The organism is Escherichia sp. E2661 (assembly GCF_004745185.1).
GTDB lineage: Bacteria > Pseudomonadota > Gammaproteobacteria > Enterobacterales > Enterobacteriaceae > Escherichia.
The window spans coordinates 93,356-109,524 of sequence record NZ_PDIG01000035.1 but is presented as its reverse complement, the minus strand read 5'-3'; the positions used below and the strand labels follow the sequence as shown (position 1 = coordinate 109,524).

At 52.9% G+C, this 16,169-nt stretch carries 14 protein-coding genes, 2 tRNA genes, 1 rRNA gene and 2 pseudogenes; 4 read left to right on the top strand and 15 right to left on the bottom strand.

Features of this window, described 5'->3' with window-relative positions:
- Nucleotides 1–34 precede the first annotated feature (34 nt).
- Nucleotides 35–2,056 carry a DNA helicase Rep gene (rep, locus tag CRI63_RS17660; RefSeq protein ID WP_135520242.1) on the bottom strand — a complete coding sequence of 674 codons (2,022 nt, stop codon included), beginning with the start codon at nt 2,054–2,056 and terminating at the stop codon, nt 35–37.
- Between the two features lie 86 nt (nt 2,057–2,142).
- On the opposite strand from rep, the gene ppiC reads away from it, so the two are divergent.
- Entirely contained in the window at nt 2,143–2,424 is a 282-nt protein-coding gene (gene ppiC / locus CRI63_RS17655; RefSeq protein ID WP_001140251.1) for a peptidylprolyl isomerase PpiC, read from the top strand.
- Nucleotides 2,425–2,469: 45 nt separating this feature from the next.
- Here ppiC and ilvC read toward each other — a convergent pair whose 3' ends face one another.
- Nucleotides 2,470–3,945 (bottom strand): ketol-acid reductoisomerase, encoded by a 1,476-nt coding sequence (gene ilvC / locus CRI63_RS17650; protein WP_130219555.1) that lies wholly within the window; start codon nt 3,943–3,945, stop codon nt 2,470–2,472.
- Between the two features lie 148 nt (nt 3,946–4,093).
- On the opposite strand from ilvC, the pseudogene ilvY reads away from it, so the two are divergent.
- Nucleotides 4,094–4,979, top strand: a pseudogene (gene ilvY / locus CRI63_RS17645) (HTH-type transcriptional activator IlvY).
- Between the two features lie 2 nt (nt 4,980–4,981).
- On the opposite strand, the gene CRI63_RS17640 reads toward ilvY, so the two are convergent.
- From CRI63_RS17640 to ilvL, 9 genes and pseudogenes are all read right to left on the bottom strand, one after another.
- Nucleotides 4,982–5,323, bottom strand: coding sequence for a helix-turn-helix domain-containing protein (locus CRI63_RS17640; RefSeq protein WP_135403529.1), 342 nt, complete (start codon nt 5,321–5,323; stop codon nt 4,982–4,984).
- On the bottom strand, nt 5,320–5,637 hold the full coding sequence (locus CRI63_RS17635; RefSeq protein ID WP_165383549.1) for a type II toxin-antitoxin system RelE/ParE family toxin: 318 nt from the start codon (nt 5,635–5,637) through the stop codon (nt 5,320–5,322). The genes CRI63_RS17640 and CRI63_RS17635 overlap by 4 nt, the downstream gene beginning before the upstream one ends.
- Before the next feature lie 305 nt (nt 5,638–5,942).
- A pseudogene (ilvA, locus tag CRI63_RS17630) lies at nt 5,943–7,485 on the bottom strand (threonine ammonia-lyase, biosynthetic).
- A gap of 2 nt (nt 7,486–7,487) precedes the next feature.
- Entirely contained in the window at nt 7,488–9,338 is a 1,851-nt protein-coding gene (ilvD, locus tag CRI63_RS17625) for a dihydroxy-acid dehydratase (RefSeq protein WP_135520238.1), read from the bottom strand.
- A gap of 64 nt (nt 9,339–9,402) precedes the next feature.
- A complete protein-coding gene (ilvE, locus tag CRI63_RS17620; RefSeq protein ID WP_000208520.1) occupies nt 9,403–10,332 on the bottom strand; it encodes a branched-chain-amino-acid transaminase in 930 nt (309 codons plus the stop codon).
- Between the two features lie 19 nt (nt 10,333–10,351).
- Nucleotides 10,352–10,615: an acetolactate synthase 2 small subunit gene (ilvM, locus tag CRI63_RS17615; protein ID WP_000983255.1), complete on the bottom strand. Its 264-nt coding sequence runs from the start codon at nt 10,613–10,615 to the stop codon at nt 10,352–10,354.
- Nucleotides 10,612–12,258 (bottom strand): acetolactate synthase 2 catalytic subunit, encoded by a 1,647-nt coding sequence (gene ilvG / locus CRI63_RS17610; RefSeq protein ID WP_135520237.1) that lies wholly within the window; start codon nt 12,256–12,258, stop codon nt 10,612–10,614. The genes ilvM and ilvG overlap by 4 nt, the downstream gene beginning before the upstream one ends.
- Nucleotides 12,259–12,260: 2 nt before the next feature.
- Nucleotides 12,261–12,311 carry a peptide IlvX gene (gene ilvX / locus CRI63_RS17605; RefSeq protein WP_001387183.1) on the bottom strand — a complete coding sequence of 17 codons (51 nt, stop codon included), beginning with the start codon at nt 12,309–12,311 and terminating at the stop codon, nt 12,261–12,263.
- Nucleotides 12,312–12,397: 86 nt separating this feature from the next.
- Nucleotides 12,398–12,496 carry an ilv operon leader peptide gene (ilvL, locus tag CRI63_RS17600; RefSeq protein ID WP_001311244.1) on the bottom strand — a complete coding sequence of 33 codons (99 nt, stop codon included), beginning with the start codon at nt 12,494–12,496 and terminating at the stop codon, nt 12,398–12,400.
- A 352-nt stretch (nt 12,497–12,848) separates the two neighbouring features.
- Here ilvL and CRI63_RS17595 point away from each other — a divergent pair, with 352 nt between their 5' ends.
- Complete coding sequence (locus tag CRI63_RS17595) at nt 12,849–14,369, top strand: YifB family Mg chelatase-like AAA ATPase (RefSeq protein ID WP_135403533.1); 1,521 nt, start codon at nt 12,849–12,851, stop codon at nt 14,367–14,369.
- A 24-nt stretch (nt 14,370–14,393) separates the two neighbouring features.
- On the opposite strand, the gene maoP is transcribed toward CRI63_RS17595, so the two are convergent.
- Entirely contained in the window at nt 14,394–14,732 is a 339-nt protein-coding gene (gene maoP, locus CRI63_RS17590) for a macrodomain Ori organization protein MaoP (protein ID WP_000841001.1), read from the bottom strand.
- A 118-nt stretch (nt 14,733–14,850) separates the two neighbouring features.
- Here maoP and hdfR point away from each other — a divergent pair, with 118 nt between their 5' ends.
- Nucleotides 14,851–15,690, top strand: a complete 840-nt coding sequence (gene hdfR / locus CRI63_RS17585) for an HTH-type transcriptional regulator HdfR (RefSeq protein WP_130219563.1) — start codon at nt 14,851–14,853, stop codon at nt 15,688–15,690.
- Nucleotides 15,691–15,785: 95 nt separating this feature from the next.
- Here hdfR and CRI63_RS17580 read toward each other — a convergent pair.
- The 3 genes from CRI63_RS17580 to rrf form a co-directional block, all read right to left on the bottom strand.
- A tRNA-Trp gene (locus tag CRI63_RS17580) sits at nt 15,786–15,861 on the bottom strand.
- 8 nt (nt 15,862–15,869) lie between these two features.
- Nucleotides 15,870–15,946: transfer RNA gene (locus tag CRI63_RS17575), tRNA-Asp, on the bottom strand.
- Nucleotides 15,947–16,000: 54 nt separating this feature from the next.
- A 5S ribosomal RNA gene (gene rrf, locus CRI63_RS17570) occupies nt 16,001–16,116 on the bottom strand.
- Between the last annotated feature and the right edge of the window lie 53 nt (nt 16,117–16,169).

Genomic DNA, 16,169 nt, shown 5'->3' with positions numbered 1-16,169 from the left:
GCTGACGCATCTTTCCGGCTTCCCCAGGGAGTGATTATTTCCCTCGTTTTGCCGCCATCATCGCTTTCAGATTCGCCAGATGGCTTTGCCCTTTCTGCATCCGTTCTTCGGCGCTGACCACTTTACGCTCTTGTTCCCAAATCAGATCATCCTGCGGCAGCTCCAGCAAAAAGCGGCTCGGCTCCGGGCGCACCAGTTCGCCGTACTGACGGCGTTCTTTACACAGCGTAAAGGTCAATTCCTTCTGGGCGCGGGTGATGCCGACATAGGCCAGCCGCCGCTCCTCATCGATATTGTCTTCATCGATGCTGCTCTGGTGCGGCAAAAATCCTTCTTCCATACCGACCATGTAGACATAGGGAAACTCCAGCCCTTTCGACGCGTGCAGAGTCATCAGTTGCACCTGATCCAGCTCTTCCTCGCTTTCCCCCCGCTCCATCATGTCGCGCAGAGTAAAGCGCGTCACCACCTGGGTTAACGTCATCGGCTCATCCAGTTCGCTGCCTTCCAGCATCTCCGTCATCCAGCTAAATAACTGGTTAACGTTCTTCATGCGCATTTCGGCGGCTTTCGGGCTGGGCGATGTTTCGTACAGCCAGGATTCATAATCCATGCCGTGGATCAGATCACGCACCGCGGCAATCGGCTCCCGCTCCGCCAGACGCTGGATTTCTGCCAACCAGTGAGTGAAGCGGGTCAATGCTTCATAACCACGTCCGCTAAGCGTCTGACTCAGGCCCATATCAAAGCTGGCGGTAAACATACTTTTATTGCGCGTCATCGCCCACTCACCCAGCTTTTTCAGCGTCGCTGGGCCAATCTCTCGCTTCGGCGTGTTGACGATACGCAGAAATGCGCTGTCATCGTCCGGGTTAGTCAGCACGCGCAGATAAGCCAGCAAGTCCTTGATTTCAGGACGAGAGAAAAACGACGTACCACCAGATATTTTGTACGGGATGCGGTTTTGCATCAGGAATTTTTCAAACACCCGCGACTGATGGTTGCCGCGATAGAGAATGGCGTAATCTTTGTACTGCGTTTTATTGACGAAGTGATGCGCAATCAGTTCACCGGTGACGCGCTCGGCTTCATGTTCCTCGTTATTCGCGCTTAAAACTTTTAGCTCTGCGCCGTAGCCCAGTTCGGAGAACAGACGCTTTTCAAAGACGTGCGGGTTATTGGCGATCAGAATATTCGCCGCTTTCAGAATACGCCCGGAAGAGCGGTAGTTCTGCTCGAGTTTAATCACCTTCAACGCCGGAAAATCCTGGCTTAACAGCACCAGGTTTTGCGGACGTGCGCCGCGCCAGGAGTAGATCGACTGGTCATCATCACCCACCACGGTAAAGCGCGCGCGGCTGCCCACCAGCAGTTTCACCAGTTCATACTGGCTGGTGTTGGTGTCCTGATACTCATCCACCAGCAGGTAGCGAATTTTGTTCTGCCAGCGCTCGCGTACTTCTCCATTGCGTTGCAGCAGCAACGTCGGCAATAAAATCAGATCGTCGAAGTCGAGAACATTGCACGCTTTCAGGTGCGCATCATACAGTCCATAACAATGGGCAAAAATTCGATCCCGCTCGCCCTTTGCCTCTGCCGCCGCCTGCGCCGGTGTTTTGAGATCGTTCTTCCAGTTGGAGATGGTCGAAATTAGCTGTTGCAAGAGAACTTTGTCATCTTCGATCAGCCCTTCGGTCAACTCTTTAAGCAAAGCAAGCTGATCGGTATCGTCAAACAACGAGAAGTTCGCCTTCATCCCCAATGCTGCATACTCGCGTTTGATGATATCCAGCCCCAGCGTGTGGAAGGTGGAGATCATCAGCCCGCGCGCCTCTTTACGCCCCAGCGTCTGCCCGACACGCTCTTTCATCTCGCGCGCCGCCTTATTGGTAAAGGTCACCGCCGCGATATGTCGCGCCTGATAACCGCAACCGCGGATCAGATGGGCGATTTTATTGGTGATAACACGAGTTTTACCGGAACCCGCGCCCGCCAGCACCAGGCAAGGGCCGGTAACGAATTCGACAGCTTGTTGTTGGCCGGGGTTTAGACGCATAGGAAAATCGCTCAATGAAAGTCGGGAGGGGAAAATAACAGCGTGGTAGTATAGCCAGCCTCATCCTTACCACTCAAGGCACGATCATGGCAAAAACAGCAGCAGCACTGCATATCCTTGTAAAAGAAGAGAAACTGGCTCTGGATCTTCTCGAGCAGATTAAGAACGGTGCCGATTTCGGCAAGCTGGCGAAGAAACACTCCATTTGCCCGTCAGGCAAACGCGGCGGTGATTTAGGTGAATTCCGCCAGGGTCAGATGGTTCCGGCGTTCGATAAAGTGGTGTTCTCTTGTCCGGTACTGGAGCCAACCGGCCCGCTGCACACCCAGTTCGGTTACCACATCATTAAGGTGCTGTACCGTAACTAATAGCAAGGCCTTCTCCGGGAGAAGGCCTTGAACTCTGAATCGCTATTATCCCGCAACAGCAATACGTTTCATATCCGTCATATAGCCGCGCAGTTTCTTACCTACCTGCTCAATCGCATGACCGCGAATGGCTTCATTCACATCACGCAGCTGCGCGTTATCTACCGCGCCTTCCGGAATAGCTTTACCCAAATCGCCCGGTTGCAGCTCTGCCATAAACGGTTTCAGCAGCGGCACACAGGCGTAAGAGAACAGATAGTTACCGTACTCGGCGGTATCAGAGATAACCACGTTCATTTCGTACAGACGCTTACGGGCGATGGTGTTGGCAATCAGCGGCAGTTCGTGCAGTGATTCATAGTAAGCAGACTCTTCAATGATGCCGGAATCAACCATGGTTTCGAACGCCAGTTCAACGCCCGCTTTCACCATTGCGATCATCAGTACGCCTTTATCGAAGTACTCCTGCTCGCCGATTTTACCTTCATACTGCGGCGCGGTTTCAAACGCGGTTTTGCCGGTCTCTTCACGCCAGGTCAGCAGTTTCTTATCGTCGTTGGCCCAGTCCGCCATCATGCCGGAGGAGAATTCGCCAGAGATGATGTCGTCCATATGTTTCTGGAACAGCGGTGCCATGATCTCTTTCAGCTGTTCAGACAACGCGTAAGCTCGCAGTTTCGCTGGATTAGACAGACGGTCCATCATCAGGGTGATGCCGCCCTGTTTCAGCGCTTCGGTGATGGTTTCCCAACCGAACTGAATCAGTTTTTCTGCGTATGCCGGATCGGTGCCTTCTTCCACCAGCTTGTCGAAGCACAGCAGAGAGCCGGCCTGCAGCATACCGCACAGAATGGTTTGCTCGCCCATCAGGTCAGATTTCACTTCCGCAACGAAGGACGATTCCAGCACGCCCGCACGGTGACCACCGGTTGCTGCCGCCCATGCTTTAGCGATCGCCATGCCTTCGCCTTTCGGATCGTTTTCCGGGTGAACGGCAATCAGCGTCGGTACGCCGAATCCACGTTTGTATTCTTCACGCACTTCGGTGCCTGGGCATTTCGGCGCAACCATCACCACGGTGATGTCTTTACGGATCTGCTCGCCCACTTCCACGATGTTGAAACCGTGAGAGTAGCCCAGCGCCGCGCCATCTTTCATCAGGGGCTGTACGGTGCGCACTACGTCAGAGTGCTGCTTGTCTGGCGTCAGGTTAACAACCAGATCCGCCTGCGGGATCAGTTCTTCGTAAGTGCCAACTTTAAAACCGTTTTCGGTCGCTTTACGCCAGGATGCGCGCTTTTCGGCAATCGCTTCTTTACGCAGGGCGTAAGAGATATCCAGACCTGAATCACGCATGTTCAGGCCCTGGTTCAGACCCTGTGCGCCGCAGCCGACGATGACCACTTTTTTACCCTGAAGGTAGCTCGCGCCATCGGCGAATTCGTCGCGCCCCATAAAGCGACATTTGCCCAACTGTGCCAGCTGCTGGCGCAGGTTCAGTGTATTGAAGTAGTTAGCCATGGTGATTCCTCGTGATGTTGTGCTTCTTATTGTTCGGTTCGCGTTTGCGAGATTGAATTCACTATATGACAGGAAATTTATTGCGGAAATTGATATATTCACAACGTCACATTGCAATTTCTGCAACGTCAACATTGAGGCTGCGCCATTGGATTTACGCGATCTGAAAACCTTCCTGCATCTGGCGGAAAGCCGCCATTTTGGCCGCAGCGCGCGGGCGATGCACGTTAGCCCATCCACGCTCTCACGGCAGATTCAGCGCCTGGAAGAAGATCTCGGTCAGCCGCTGTTTGTGCGCGATAACCGCACGGTAACGCTGACGGAAGCGGGCGAAGAACTGCGCGTTTTCGCCCAGCAAACACTGTTGCAGTATCAGCAATTGCGCCACACCATCGATCAGCAAGGTCCGTCGCTCTCCGGCGAGCTGCATATCTTCTGCTCGGTCACCGCTGCCTACAGCCATCTGCCGCCGATTCTGGATCGCTTCCGCGCGGAACACCCGTCGGTGGAGATCAAACTCACTACCGGTGATGCGGCAGATGCAATGGAAAAAGTGGTCACGGGAGAAGCGGATCTGGCGATTGCCGGGAAGCCGGAGACGCTACCAGGCGCGGTGGCGTTTTCGATGCTGGAGAATCTGACGGTGGTGCTGATCGCGCCTGCCCTACCGTGCCCGGTGCGTAATCAGGTTTCGGTAGAGAAGCCGGACTGGTCTACAGTGCCGTTTATCATGGCCGATCAGGGACCGGTACGCCGCCGCATTGAACTGTGGTTTCGACGCAATAAAATCAGCAACCCGATGATTTACGCCACGGTTGGCGGGCATGAAGCGATGGTATCGATGGTGGCGCTCGGTTGCGGCGTGGCCTTGTTGCCAGAAGTGGTGCTGGAAAACAGCCCCGAACCGGTGCGTAACCGCGTAATGATTTTAGAGCGTAGCGATGAGAAAACGCCGTTTGAGCTGGGCGTTGTGCACAAAAAAGCGGCTGCATGAGCCGCTGATTGAGGCGTTTTGGAAGATTTTGCCGAATTAGTTTTACGGCCCCACCATTACCCGAACGGGCTTCCCAATACGACTTAGCATATTCACCAAAGCATCGATGGTGAATTTGCTGCATTTCTTGTTGACGACATCAGAGACGCGCGGCCGTGATATATGTAAAACGGTTGCCACCTCGGCTTGCTTCATCTGGTTTTGCGTAATCCAGAGGGTAATTTCTTCCATGAGCTGTTCTTTGATGGCTAATGTATTTTCGATTTCACTCAGGGAATCAGCGTAAAGCTTTTCTGCTTCCTGCTTATCAAACCCCAAATCAGCAAAAACATTACCGCCAGATGGCGTCACATGTCGAATATCACTATCAGTTTTGGCAATCACTGGCTGTTTCTCCGTTGTTGCACCACCCGGTTATAACGCGTTCTGGCGATGTTTTTATCGTGCTGACTGGTTTGTTGCGTCTGTTTCTGGAAACTATGCAAAACGTAGAGCGCTTCTACGAACTTCGCAACATACATAACGCGATAGATACCATTGTTGTCACGAATACGAATTTCATTTACCCCAGCCCCAATTTCTGAAAACGGTTTCCAGTCATCGGGTTCAATTCCATACTGAATTTTGTGAAGCTGATAACCGACTGCTTTACGTACCGTTATGGGAAAAGCCAGGAGATCCTCCAGAGAAGATCCCACCCATCGAATTTCTTTTTCATTGGGGATAGCTCGGGTGAGTAACATAACATCCTTGTGTATAAAATTTTATACATTGCTTTTAACAGGCGCAAGTGATAGCGGTGCACAAATAACCAAAATGGCGATGCTAACGATATGGTGAGCCGAGTTTCACCACAAGCAGGTTGAGCGCCTTCTGGAAAACGTCTCGCAAAATTGAATGAGTGGATGCTTCGGACTGGCAGAAAAGCCCAATAACTGAGGGAAGATCATATCTGGATATTAGGCCCACTTTACTTTGTGGGCCTGAAAACAGAAACGCTGAGTTAACCCGCCAAAAAGAACCTGAACGCCGGGTTATTGGTTTCGTCGTGGCAATCGTAACCCAACTCATTCAGCCGGGTTTCGAAATCCGGTTCATGGTCGCCGAGTTCGAACGCCGCCAGTACGCGCCCGTAGTCGGTGCCATGGCTGCGATAGTGGAACAAAGAGATGTTCCAGTGCGTGCCTAATGTGTTGAGGAAGCGCAGCAGCGCACCGGGCGATTCCGGGAATTCGAAACTGTAGAGGCGCTCCTGCAACGGATGCGATGGACGCCCACCGACCATATAGCGCACATGCAGCTTCGCCATTTCGTCGTCGGAGAGATCTACCACGCTGTAGCCGCCGTCGTTGAGCATCTGCAAAATTTCTTTGCGCTCTTCGAGGCCGCGGCTTAAGCGCACGCCGACAAAGATGCAGGCGTTTTTGGCATCGGCAAAGCGATAGTTGAACTCAGTGACCGAACGCCCGCCAAGTAGCTGGCAGAATTTGAGGAAGCTGCCTTTTTCTTCCGGGATGGTCACCGCCAGCAACGCTTCACGCTGTTCGCCCAGTTCGCAGCGTTCCGAGACGTAGCGCAGGCCGTGGAAATTGACGTTTGCCCCCGAAAGTACATGCGCCAGTCGTTCGCCGCGAATGTTGTGCTGGGCGATATATTTTTTCATTCCCGCCAGCGCCAGCGCGCCAGACGGCTCCGCCACCGCGCGCACATCTTCGAACAGGTCTTTCATCGCCGCGCAGATAGCATCGCTGTCGACGGTGATGATGTCGTCGAGATACTCCCGGCACAAACGGAAAGTTTCATCGCCGATGCGTTTTACCGCAACGCCTTCAGCAAATAGCCCCACGCGTGGCAGATCAACCGGATGACCCGCATCCAGCGCCGCTTTCAGGCAGGCGGAGTCTTCCGCTTCCACGGCGATCACTTTGATTTGCGGCATCAGCTGTTTGATCAGCACCGCCACACCCGCCGCCAGGCGCCGCCGCCGACCGGTACAAATACGCGATCAAGATGGGCATCTTGCTGGAGCAGTTCCAGCGCCAGCGTGCCTTGCCCTGCGATCACCATCGGATGGTCGAACGGCGGCACCCAGGTGAAGCCCTGCTGCTGAGACAATTCAATCGCTTTGGCTTTTGCTTCATCGAAGTTCGCACCATGAAGCAGCACTTCGCCGCCGAAGCCGCGTACCGCATCAACTTTGATGTCAGCGGTGGCGGTTGGCATGACGATCAGGCCTTCACGCCTAACCGCGCGGAAGAAAACGCAACGCCCTGCGCGTGGTTACCCGCAGAAGCGGTGATCACGCCGTGCGCTTTTTGTTCTTCCGTCAGGCCCGCCATCATGGCGTATGCGCCGCGCAGCTTAAAGCTGTGCACTGGCTGGCGGTCTTCGCGCTTCACCAGAATCACGTTATCAAGACGCGACGACAGCTTTTCCATTTTCTGTAGTGGCGTGACCTGTGCCGCTTCATAGACCGGTGCGCGCAGCACCGCTCTTAAATATTCGGCTCCTTCCGGGGCGCCGGAGAGGGGTTGTGATTCTGCCATCATTAACCCCCCAGTTTCGATTTATCGCGCACCGCGCCTTTGTCGGCGCTGGTCGCCAGGCTGGCGTAGGCACGCAGCGCAAAGGAAACCTGGCGTTCACGATTTTTCGGCGTCCAGGCCTGGTCACCTCGTGCTTCCTGCGCTTCACGACGCGCCGCCAGTTCGGCATCGCTTACCTGTAACTGAATGCCACGGTTCGGAATGTCGATAGCGATAAGATCGCCGTCTTCAATCAGGCCAATGCTGCCGCCGCTTGCCGCTTCCGGCGAGACGTGGCCGATGGAAAGACCAGAGGTACCGCCAGAGAAACGACCGTCGGTGATCAGCGCACAGGCTTTACCGAGACCCATCGATTTCAGGAAGCTGGTTGGGTAGAGCATTTCCTGCATCCCCGGACCGCCTTTCGGGCCTTCATAGCGAATTACTACCACATCGCCGGCGACAATTTTACCGCCGAGAATCGCTTCTACCGCGTCGTCCTGGCTTTCGTATACTTTCGCCGGGCCGGTGAATTTGAGGATGCTGTCATCGACGCCCGCGGTTTTAACGATGCAGCCGTTTTCTGCGAAATTACCATAAAGCACCGCCAGACCACCGTCTTTGCTGTAGGCGTGTTCCAGCGAGCGGATACAGCCGTTTGCGCGATCGTCATCGAGAGAATCCCAACGGCAATCCTGCGAGAATGCCTGTGTAGTACGAATGCCAGCAGGGCCTGCGCGGAACATATTTTTTACCGCGTCATCCTGGGTCAGCATAACGTCGTATTGTTCCAGCGTTTGCGGCAACGTCAGGCCAAGTACGTTTTTCACATCACGGTTCAGTAATCCCGCGCGATCCAGTTCACCGAGAATACCGATAACCCCACCAGCCCGGTGAACATCTTCCATATGGTATTTTTGGGTACTCGGCGCAACTTTACACAGCTGCGGGACTTTGCGGGAAAGCTTATCGATATCACTCATGGTGAAGTCGATTTCCGCTTCCTGCGCCGCCGCCAGCAGGTGAAGTACGGTGTTAGTCGATCCGCCCATCGCGATATCCAGCGTCATAGCGTTTTCAAACGCCGCAAAACTTGCAATGTTACGCGGCAGCGCGCTTTCGTCGTTTTGCTCGTAGTAACGTTTGGTCAGCTCAACAATACGTTTACCGGCATTGAGGAACAGCTGCTTACGGTCGGCGTGGGTTGCCAGCAGCGAGCCGTTGCCCGGCTGCGACAGGCCCAGCGCTTCGGTCAGGCAGTTCATCGAGTTGGCGGTGAACATCCCGGAGCAGGAACCGCAGGTTGGGCAGGCGGAACGTTCAACCTGATCGCTCTGGGAGTCAGAAACTTTCGGGTCTGCGCCCTGGATCATCGCATCAACCAGATCGAGTTTGATGATCTGATCGGACAGTTTGGTTTTCCCGGCTTCCATCGGGCCGCCGGAAACGAAGATCACCGGAATGTTTAATCGCAGGGAAGCCATCAGCATCCCCGGGGTGATTTTGTCGCAGTTAGAGATGCAGACCATGGCGTCGGCGCAGTGGGCGTTGACCATATATTCAACGGAATCAGCGATCAGTTCGCGAGATGGCAGTGAATAAAGCATCCCCCCGTGGCCCATGGCAATCCCATCATCCACCGCAATGGTGTTGAACTCTTTGGCAACGCCGCCAGCCGCTTCAATTTGTTCGGCGACCAGTTTACCGAGATCGCGCAGATGGACGTGACCCGGTACAAATTGGGTGAACGAGTTCACAACCGCGATAATCGGCTTACCGAAATCGGCGTCGGTCATTCCGGTGGCGCGCCACAGCGCACGAGCACCCGCCATATTACGACCATGAGTGGTGGTGGCGGAACGGTACTTAGGCATACTTTATTTACTCCCAGTGTCTGTCTCGTAAATGGGACGGTGCGTGCCGTCCCATTTTTTGTATTTATTGATTAACTTGATCTAACCAGCCCCATTTATCTTCGGTTTCGCCAGTGAAGAGGCCGAAGAAGGCTTGCTGAATGCGTTTGGTAACCGGGCCGCAACGACCTTCGCCAACCTGAATACCGTCTACGCTGCGCACTGGCGTGATTTCAGCCGCCGTACCGGACATAAACACTTCATCCGCCAGGTACAGTGATTCGCGCGACAGCACCTGCTCACGCACTTCAATTCCCAGCTCTTTCGCCAGTTTGATGATGGCATCACGGGTAATACCCGGCAGCGCGGAGGAGGTGAACGGTGGGGTGAACAGCACGCCGTCTTTCACTTCAAACAGGTTTTCGCCTGCACCTTCAGAGATGTAGCCATTCACATCCAGCGCGATACCTTCCTGATAACCGTGGCGGCGCGCTTCACTACCCACCAGCAGGGAAGAGAGATAGTTACCACCGGCTTTCGCCGCGGTTGGGATGGTGTTTGGTGCTGCACGGTTCCAGGAGGAAACCATCGCATCGATCCCCTGCTCCAGCGCTTCTGCGCCCAGATACGCTCCCCACGGGAAAGCGGCGATAATCACATCGGTTGAGTATCCCGCTGGCGGGTTAACGCCCATACCAACATCACCGACGAAGATCAGCGGACGGATATAGGCGCTGGTGAGATTGTTTTTGCGGATCACGTCACGACAAGCTTCCATCAGCTCATCAATGCTCTGCGAAACCGGGAAGCGATAGATTTTGGCGGAGTCATGCAGACGCTGCATATGCTCACGATGGCGGAATACAACCGGTCCTTTGTGCGAGTCGTAGCAACGGATGCCTTCAAAAACCGAGGTGCCATAGTGCAGCGCGTGCGACATCACATGCACCTTCGCGTCTTCCCAGCGAACCATCTCCCCATTGAACCAAATGTAATCAGCTTTCTTCGTGGTCATTTTTATATTCCTTTTGCGCTCAGGCGCGGATTTGTTGTGATGTGGTTGTGCTCTGGCAGATGGCAACGTGTGCGACGTCCACCAGTTTATTTAACTGACTAAACAGTAAGTCGACCGACCGTGGGCTGGCAACGGTCAATTCGATATTTATATTTTGTGCATCGCTGGCGGCGGCCATATTCATTGAGCAGACGTGGAAACCACGATGACGCACCACGCGTAAAACACGTTCTAAGGTTTCTGGATTGAAGCGAGCCGATACATTGACCTGATGTTGCATCATGATAATTTCTCCAACATTTCTGAATTACTGGCGCCAGGCGGCACCAGCGGCCAGACGTTCTCAAGTTCGTCGATTGAGACATGAAGCAGGTATGGCCCATCACTGTTCAGCATGGTGTCGAGTGCCGCTTCAACCTGGTCTTTACGGGTGATGTGTTGGCCAGGGATGCCGAAGGCGCTGGCTAACATGAGGAAATCGGGGTTATCGGTAAGGGTGGTTTCGCTGTATCGCTCCTGGAAAAACAGTTGCTGCCATTGTCGAACCATCCCTAACCGTTGGTTATCGAGTAAGACGATTTTCAACGGTAACTGCTTGCGTTTTACGGTGCCCAGCTCTTGCACATTCATCATGAAAGAGCCGTCACCGGAGATACAGACGACGGTATCGTTCGGTCGCGCGACTTGTGCGCCAACCGCCGCTGGTAAACCAAAACCCATGGTGCCTAAGCCGCTAGAGGTGATGAAATTTTCCGGGCGAGTGTGGGCGATGTGCTGCGCAGCCCACATCTGGTGCTGCCCCACATCTGTGGTCACAACGCAATCCGCAGGTTTACGATCCGACAGTTGTTTTAACAACAACGGCGCGTAGATTGCATCACCGGGATGGTCGTAACGCCAGGCATGTTCATCACGCAGCTGCGCGCAGTATTGCTGCCAGTCATTGATATTTAACGGCTGCTGTAATGCTGGTAACAGAGCATTTAAATCACCCTGTAATGCCACATGCACCTGACGCAGCTTGTTCATTTCTGCCGGGTCGATATCCATATGGATAACACTGGCGTGCGGTGCAAAGGTGTTCAGTTTGCCGGTCACCCGGTCATCAAAACGTGCGCCCACGGCGATCAGCAGATCGCACTCCTGCACCGCGAAGTTCGCCGCTTTGGTGCCGTGCATTCCCAGCATGCCCAGATAGTACGGATAATCTGCTTCAACTGCGCCCAGCCCTTTCAACGTGCAGGTGCCAGGCATTTTTGTGGCAGAGAGAAATTCACGCAAAGCGGGAACAGCCTGCGCCATGCCCACGCCACCGCCAACGTACAGCATCGGTTTTTGCGCTTTTGCCAGCATCTGGCGCGCTTGCTCGACTTCGGCATGTGGGAAAGTCACTTCGTTTTCAACGGTGGTGAACCACGGTTCCAGATCGCCGCTGGCTAACTGGATATCTTTTGGGATATCGACCAGAACCGGACCAGGACGACCTGAGCTGGCAACGTCGAATGCTTCAGCCATGATGCGCGGCAACTCTTCCAGCGACTGCACCAGGAAGCTGTGTTTGGTACAGGCTAACGACAATCCCAGGACATCCACTTCCTGAAATGCGTCGGTGCCGATGAACGGAGCGGACACCTGACCGGTGATGGCAACAACAGGGATGGAATCTAACAGTGCGTCCGCAAGCCCGGTTATCAGGTTGGTTGCGCCCGGACCAGACGTGGCGATACATACGCCAGTTTTGCCAGTAGCACGGGCATAGCCGATAGCCGCCATTGCCGCTCCCTGCTCATGTCGGCACAGCAAGTGCTCCACGCCGCCGTCATACAATGCATCGTAAACCGGCATAATTGCGCCACCCGGATAACCGAAAACGGTATTCACACCCTGTGCCCGCAACGCATGTACCACCCACTGTGCGCCATTCATAGTTAGTTCCCCGTCCTGAATCTTGAGAAACAGAATTTTGTGCTGTTATTCATTGTCTGCTCCTCGGTTATGTTTTTAAGGTCAAAAAAAACCCCCGGACCTTTCGGTGCGGGGGTCTTAGTTCGTTAAGGCTTGATCTCTAAGCCTTTCCTCGTCCAAGTGCAGCCCCGCACGGTGGGATAATAATCACCACCACGCTAATCACGACCAGGCTAATCACTCGTAGAAGGGCTGTCATTTTGTCTTTTCTTGCATCTTGTTCGAAGGAATGCCTAAAGAGTTACCATAGATTTTGCGAATGGCACAAGATTATTTTTTAATCACGTTTTGCTGTATTCCCAATAATTTCGATAAAAACCATTGTTTTTTATATAAAAAAAAGATGAGTGAAAAAAATTCAATTTCCGTATATTTCTTGCCCTCACCCAGAGGCTAATTTTTTTACTTCTCATTTTTGCGAGAGTTATTCCATCACTCATACAACTCAGATCACGTTGCATAAATAAACGGGAATCAGCCGCTAATTAACGCAATCTGGCAGACTACAGCAGTGATCTCTTATGCACATAATGGTGGCTCAAGGAGGGCTTATGTCACTATCAATTGTTCATACTCGTGCGGCTCTGGGAGTAAACGCTCCCCCGATCACTGTTGAGGTTCATATCAGTAAAGGTCTACCAGGATTAACGATGGTGGGCTTACCAGAAACAACGGTAAAAGAAGCACGCGATCGCGTGCGCAGCGCCATTATCAATAGCGGATATGAATATCCGGCGAAAAAAATCACCATTAACCTTGCACCAGCCGACCTGCCGAAAGAAGGAGGGCGATATGATTTACCTATCGCTGTTGCTTTGCTGGCAGCCTCTGAACAGCTTACAGCCAATAAGTTGCATGAATATGAATTAGTCGGGGAACTGGCGCTTACAGGCGCTCTGCGCGGCGTTCCTGGCGCAATCTCCAGTGCAACTGAAGCCATTAAGTCGGGCAGAAAAATTATCGTCGCGAAAGACAACGAAGATGAAGTGGGGCTAATTAACGGTGAAGGATGCCTGATAGCCGATCATCTGCAGGCTGTCTGTGCGTTTCTCGAAGGTAAGCATGCTCTCGAACGCCCGAAACCAACTGATGCAGTATCCCGCGCGCTACAACATGATCTCAGTGATGTTGTCGGTCAGGAGCAAGGAAAGCGAGGGCTGGAAATTACCGCCGCAGGGGGCCACAACCTTTTACTGATTGGGCCACCAGGAACAGGTAAAACAATGCTCGCCAGCCGTATTAATGGCCTGTTGCCAGATTTAAGCAATGAAGAGGCACTGGAGAGCGCTGCGATATTAAGTCTGGTAAATGCCGAGTCAGTGCAAAAACAATGGCGGCAGCGCCCGTTCCGCTCACCGCATCACAGTGCGTCGTTAACTGCGATGGTGGGCGGTGGCGCAATTCCCGGGCCTGGTGAAATTTCGCTGGCGCATAACGGCGTGCTTTTTCTTGATGAGCTACCTGAATTTGAACGGCGTACACTGGATGCCTTGCGGGAACCCATTGAGTCTGGGCAGATCCATCTTTCACGCACGCGAGCAAAAATAACCTATCCAGCCCGTTTCCAGCTTGTTGCGGCGATGAACCCCAGCCCTACCGGACATTATCAGGGAAACCATAACCGCTGCACACCAGAACAGACATTACGTTATCTCAACCGACTCTCTGGTCCCTTTCTTGACCGCTTTGACCTCTCACTGGAGATCCCACTACCGCCCCCCGGCATTTTGAGTAAAACGGTAGTACCGGGAGAAAGCAGCGCCACCGTTAAACAACGTGTAATGGCCGCCAGAGAGCGCCAATTTAAGCGGCAGAATAAACTGAATGCCTGGCTGGATAGCCCGGAAATACGCCAATTCTGCAAGCTTGAGAGCGCAGATGCGCAGTGGCTGGAAGAAACGCTGATCCATCTGGGGTTATCGATTCGTGCCTGGCAGCGATTACTGAAAGTAGCACGAACCATTGCTGATATTGATCAATCTGACATTATCACACGGCAGCATTTGCAGGAGGCAGTTAGCTATCGTGCGATTGACCGCTTGCTCATCCATTTGCAAAAACTGCTGACATAAAAAAAGGGCATTTCGCCCTTTTTATTAATCGTCGGAATCGGTGTAGTCTTCAGCTCCTTCAACCTGCGGTTTACCGCCGGAAAGGGTATGAAAACGTTTTGGACGCTTAATACGCGTCATATACTTGGACCACACGCGTTCTGCTTCTGTCACTGGCTCACGTTCGCCACGGCATACTGCTACGAAGAGTTTCTCTTCCTCGGTAACCGGCTCGCGTTTGCCGAGATCCAGCTCATTGAAGGCATAACCATGACGTTCAAGCAGTTGTGCCTCTTTGATGGTGAAATCACCATGACGAGAGAATCCACGTGGATAATGTTTATTGTCGAAATATCGATTAGTCGTCGTAAAGCTTTCCGCCATCCTGCACGCTCCTAATTCTTTGACCGAGCTAGTTATGGCGCGGAGTATTAGTTACGCTTGACAGAGTGTAAAACAAAACATTTAAATCATAACGACAAATAATTTTGCGGAGAGCACTGTGGATACGGAATTGTTAAAAACTTTCCTGGAAGTTAGCCGAACGCGTCACTTTGGTCGAGCGGCTGAATCGCTCTATCTGACCCAATCAGCCGTGAGCTTTCGAATCAGACAACTGGAAAATCAACTGGGTGTGAATCTTTTCACCCGCCACAGAAACAATATCCGTTTAACCGCTGCCGGAGAAAAGCTTCTGCCTTATGCAGAAACGCTAATGAGCACCTGGCAGGCCGCCCGCAAGGAGGTGGCGCATACCTCACGACATAATGAGTTTTCTATTGGTGCCAGCGCCTCGCTGTGGGAGTGTATGCTTAATCAGTGGCTGGGGCGCTTGTATCAGAATCAGGATGCCCACACAGGCCTGCAATTTGAAGCGCGGATTGCCCAACGACAGTCTCTGGTAAAACAGCTACATGAACGTCAACTTGATCTTCTTATTACCACTGAAGCGCCCAAAATGGACGAATTTAGTAGCCAGTTATTGGGACATTTCACTTTAGCGCTCTATGCCAGCGCCCCCTCTAAGTTAAAGGGTGATCTTAACTATCTGCGTCTGGAATGGGGGCCGGATTTTCAACAGCATGAGGCAGGTTTAATCGGTGCTGATGAAGTTCCTATCCTGACAACCAGTTCTGCTGAACTGGCACAACAACAGATTGAAATGCTTAATGGCTGCACCTGGCTACCGGTAAGTTGGGCGCGCAAAAAAGGCGGTTTGCATACTGTTGTCGACAGTACAACACTTTCACGGCCGCTCTATGCCATATGGCTGCAAAATAGCGACAAACACGCGCTGATTCGAGATCTATTAAAAATTAACGTACTGGATGAAGTGTATTAATCTGAATGGCTGGCAAGGACGCCGGTGGAAGGATTTACTTCGGAGAGGGTTATTTTAGATAAAAAAAATCCTTAGCTTTCGCTAAGGATTATTTCTGGCAGGGGCGGAGAGACTCGAACTCCCAACACCCGGTTTTGGAGACCGGTGCTCTACCAATTGAACTACGCCCCTAATTAGGGTGGCGGAACGGACGGGACTCGAACCCGCGACCCCCTGCGTGACAGGCAGGTATTCTAACCGACTGAACTACCGCTCCACCGAATTCTTTTACAACCACCGGTTTTATGACCGGCTTACTGCTTAATTTGATGCCTGGCAGTTCCCTACTCTCGCATGGGGAGACCCCACACTACCATCGGCGCTACGGCGTTTCACTTCTGAGTTCGGCATGGGGTCAGGTGGGACCACCGCGCTACGGCCGCCAGGCAAATTCTGTTTTATTAACCCGCTTACGCCGGTTAATCTAATCTGTTATCAAG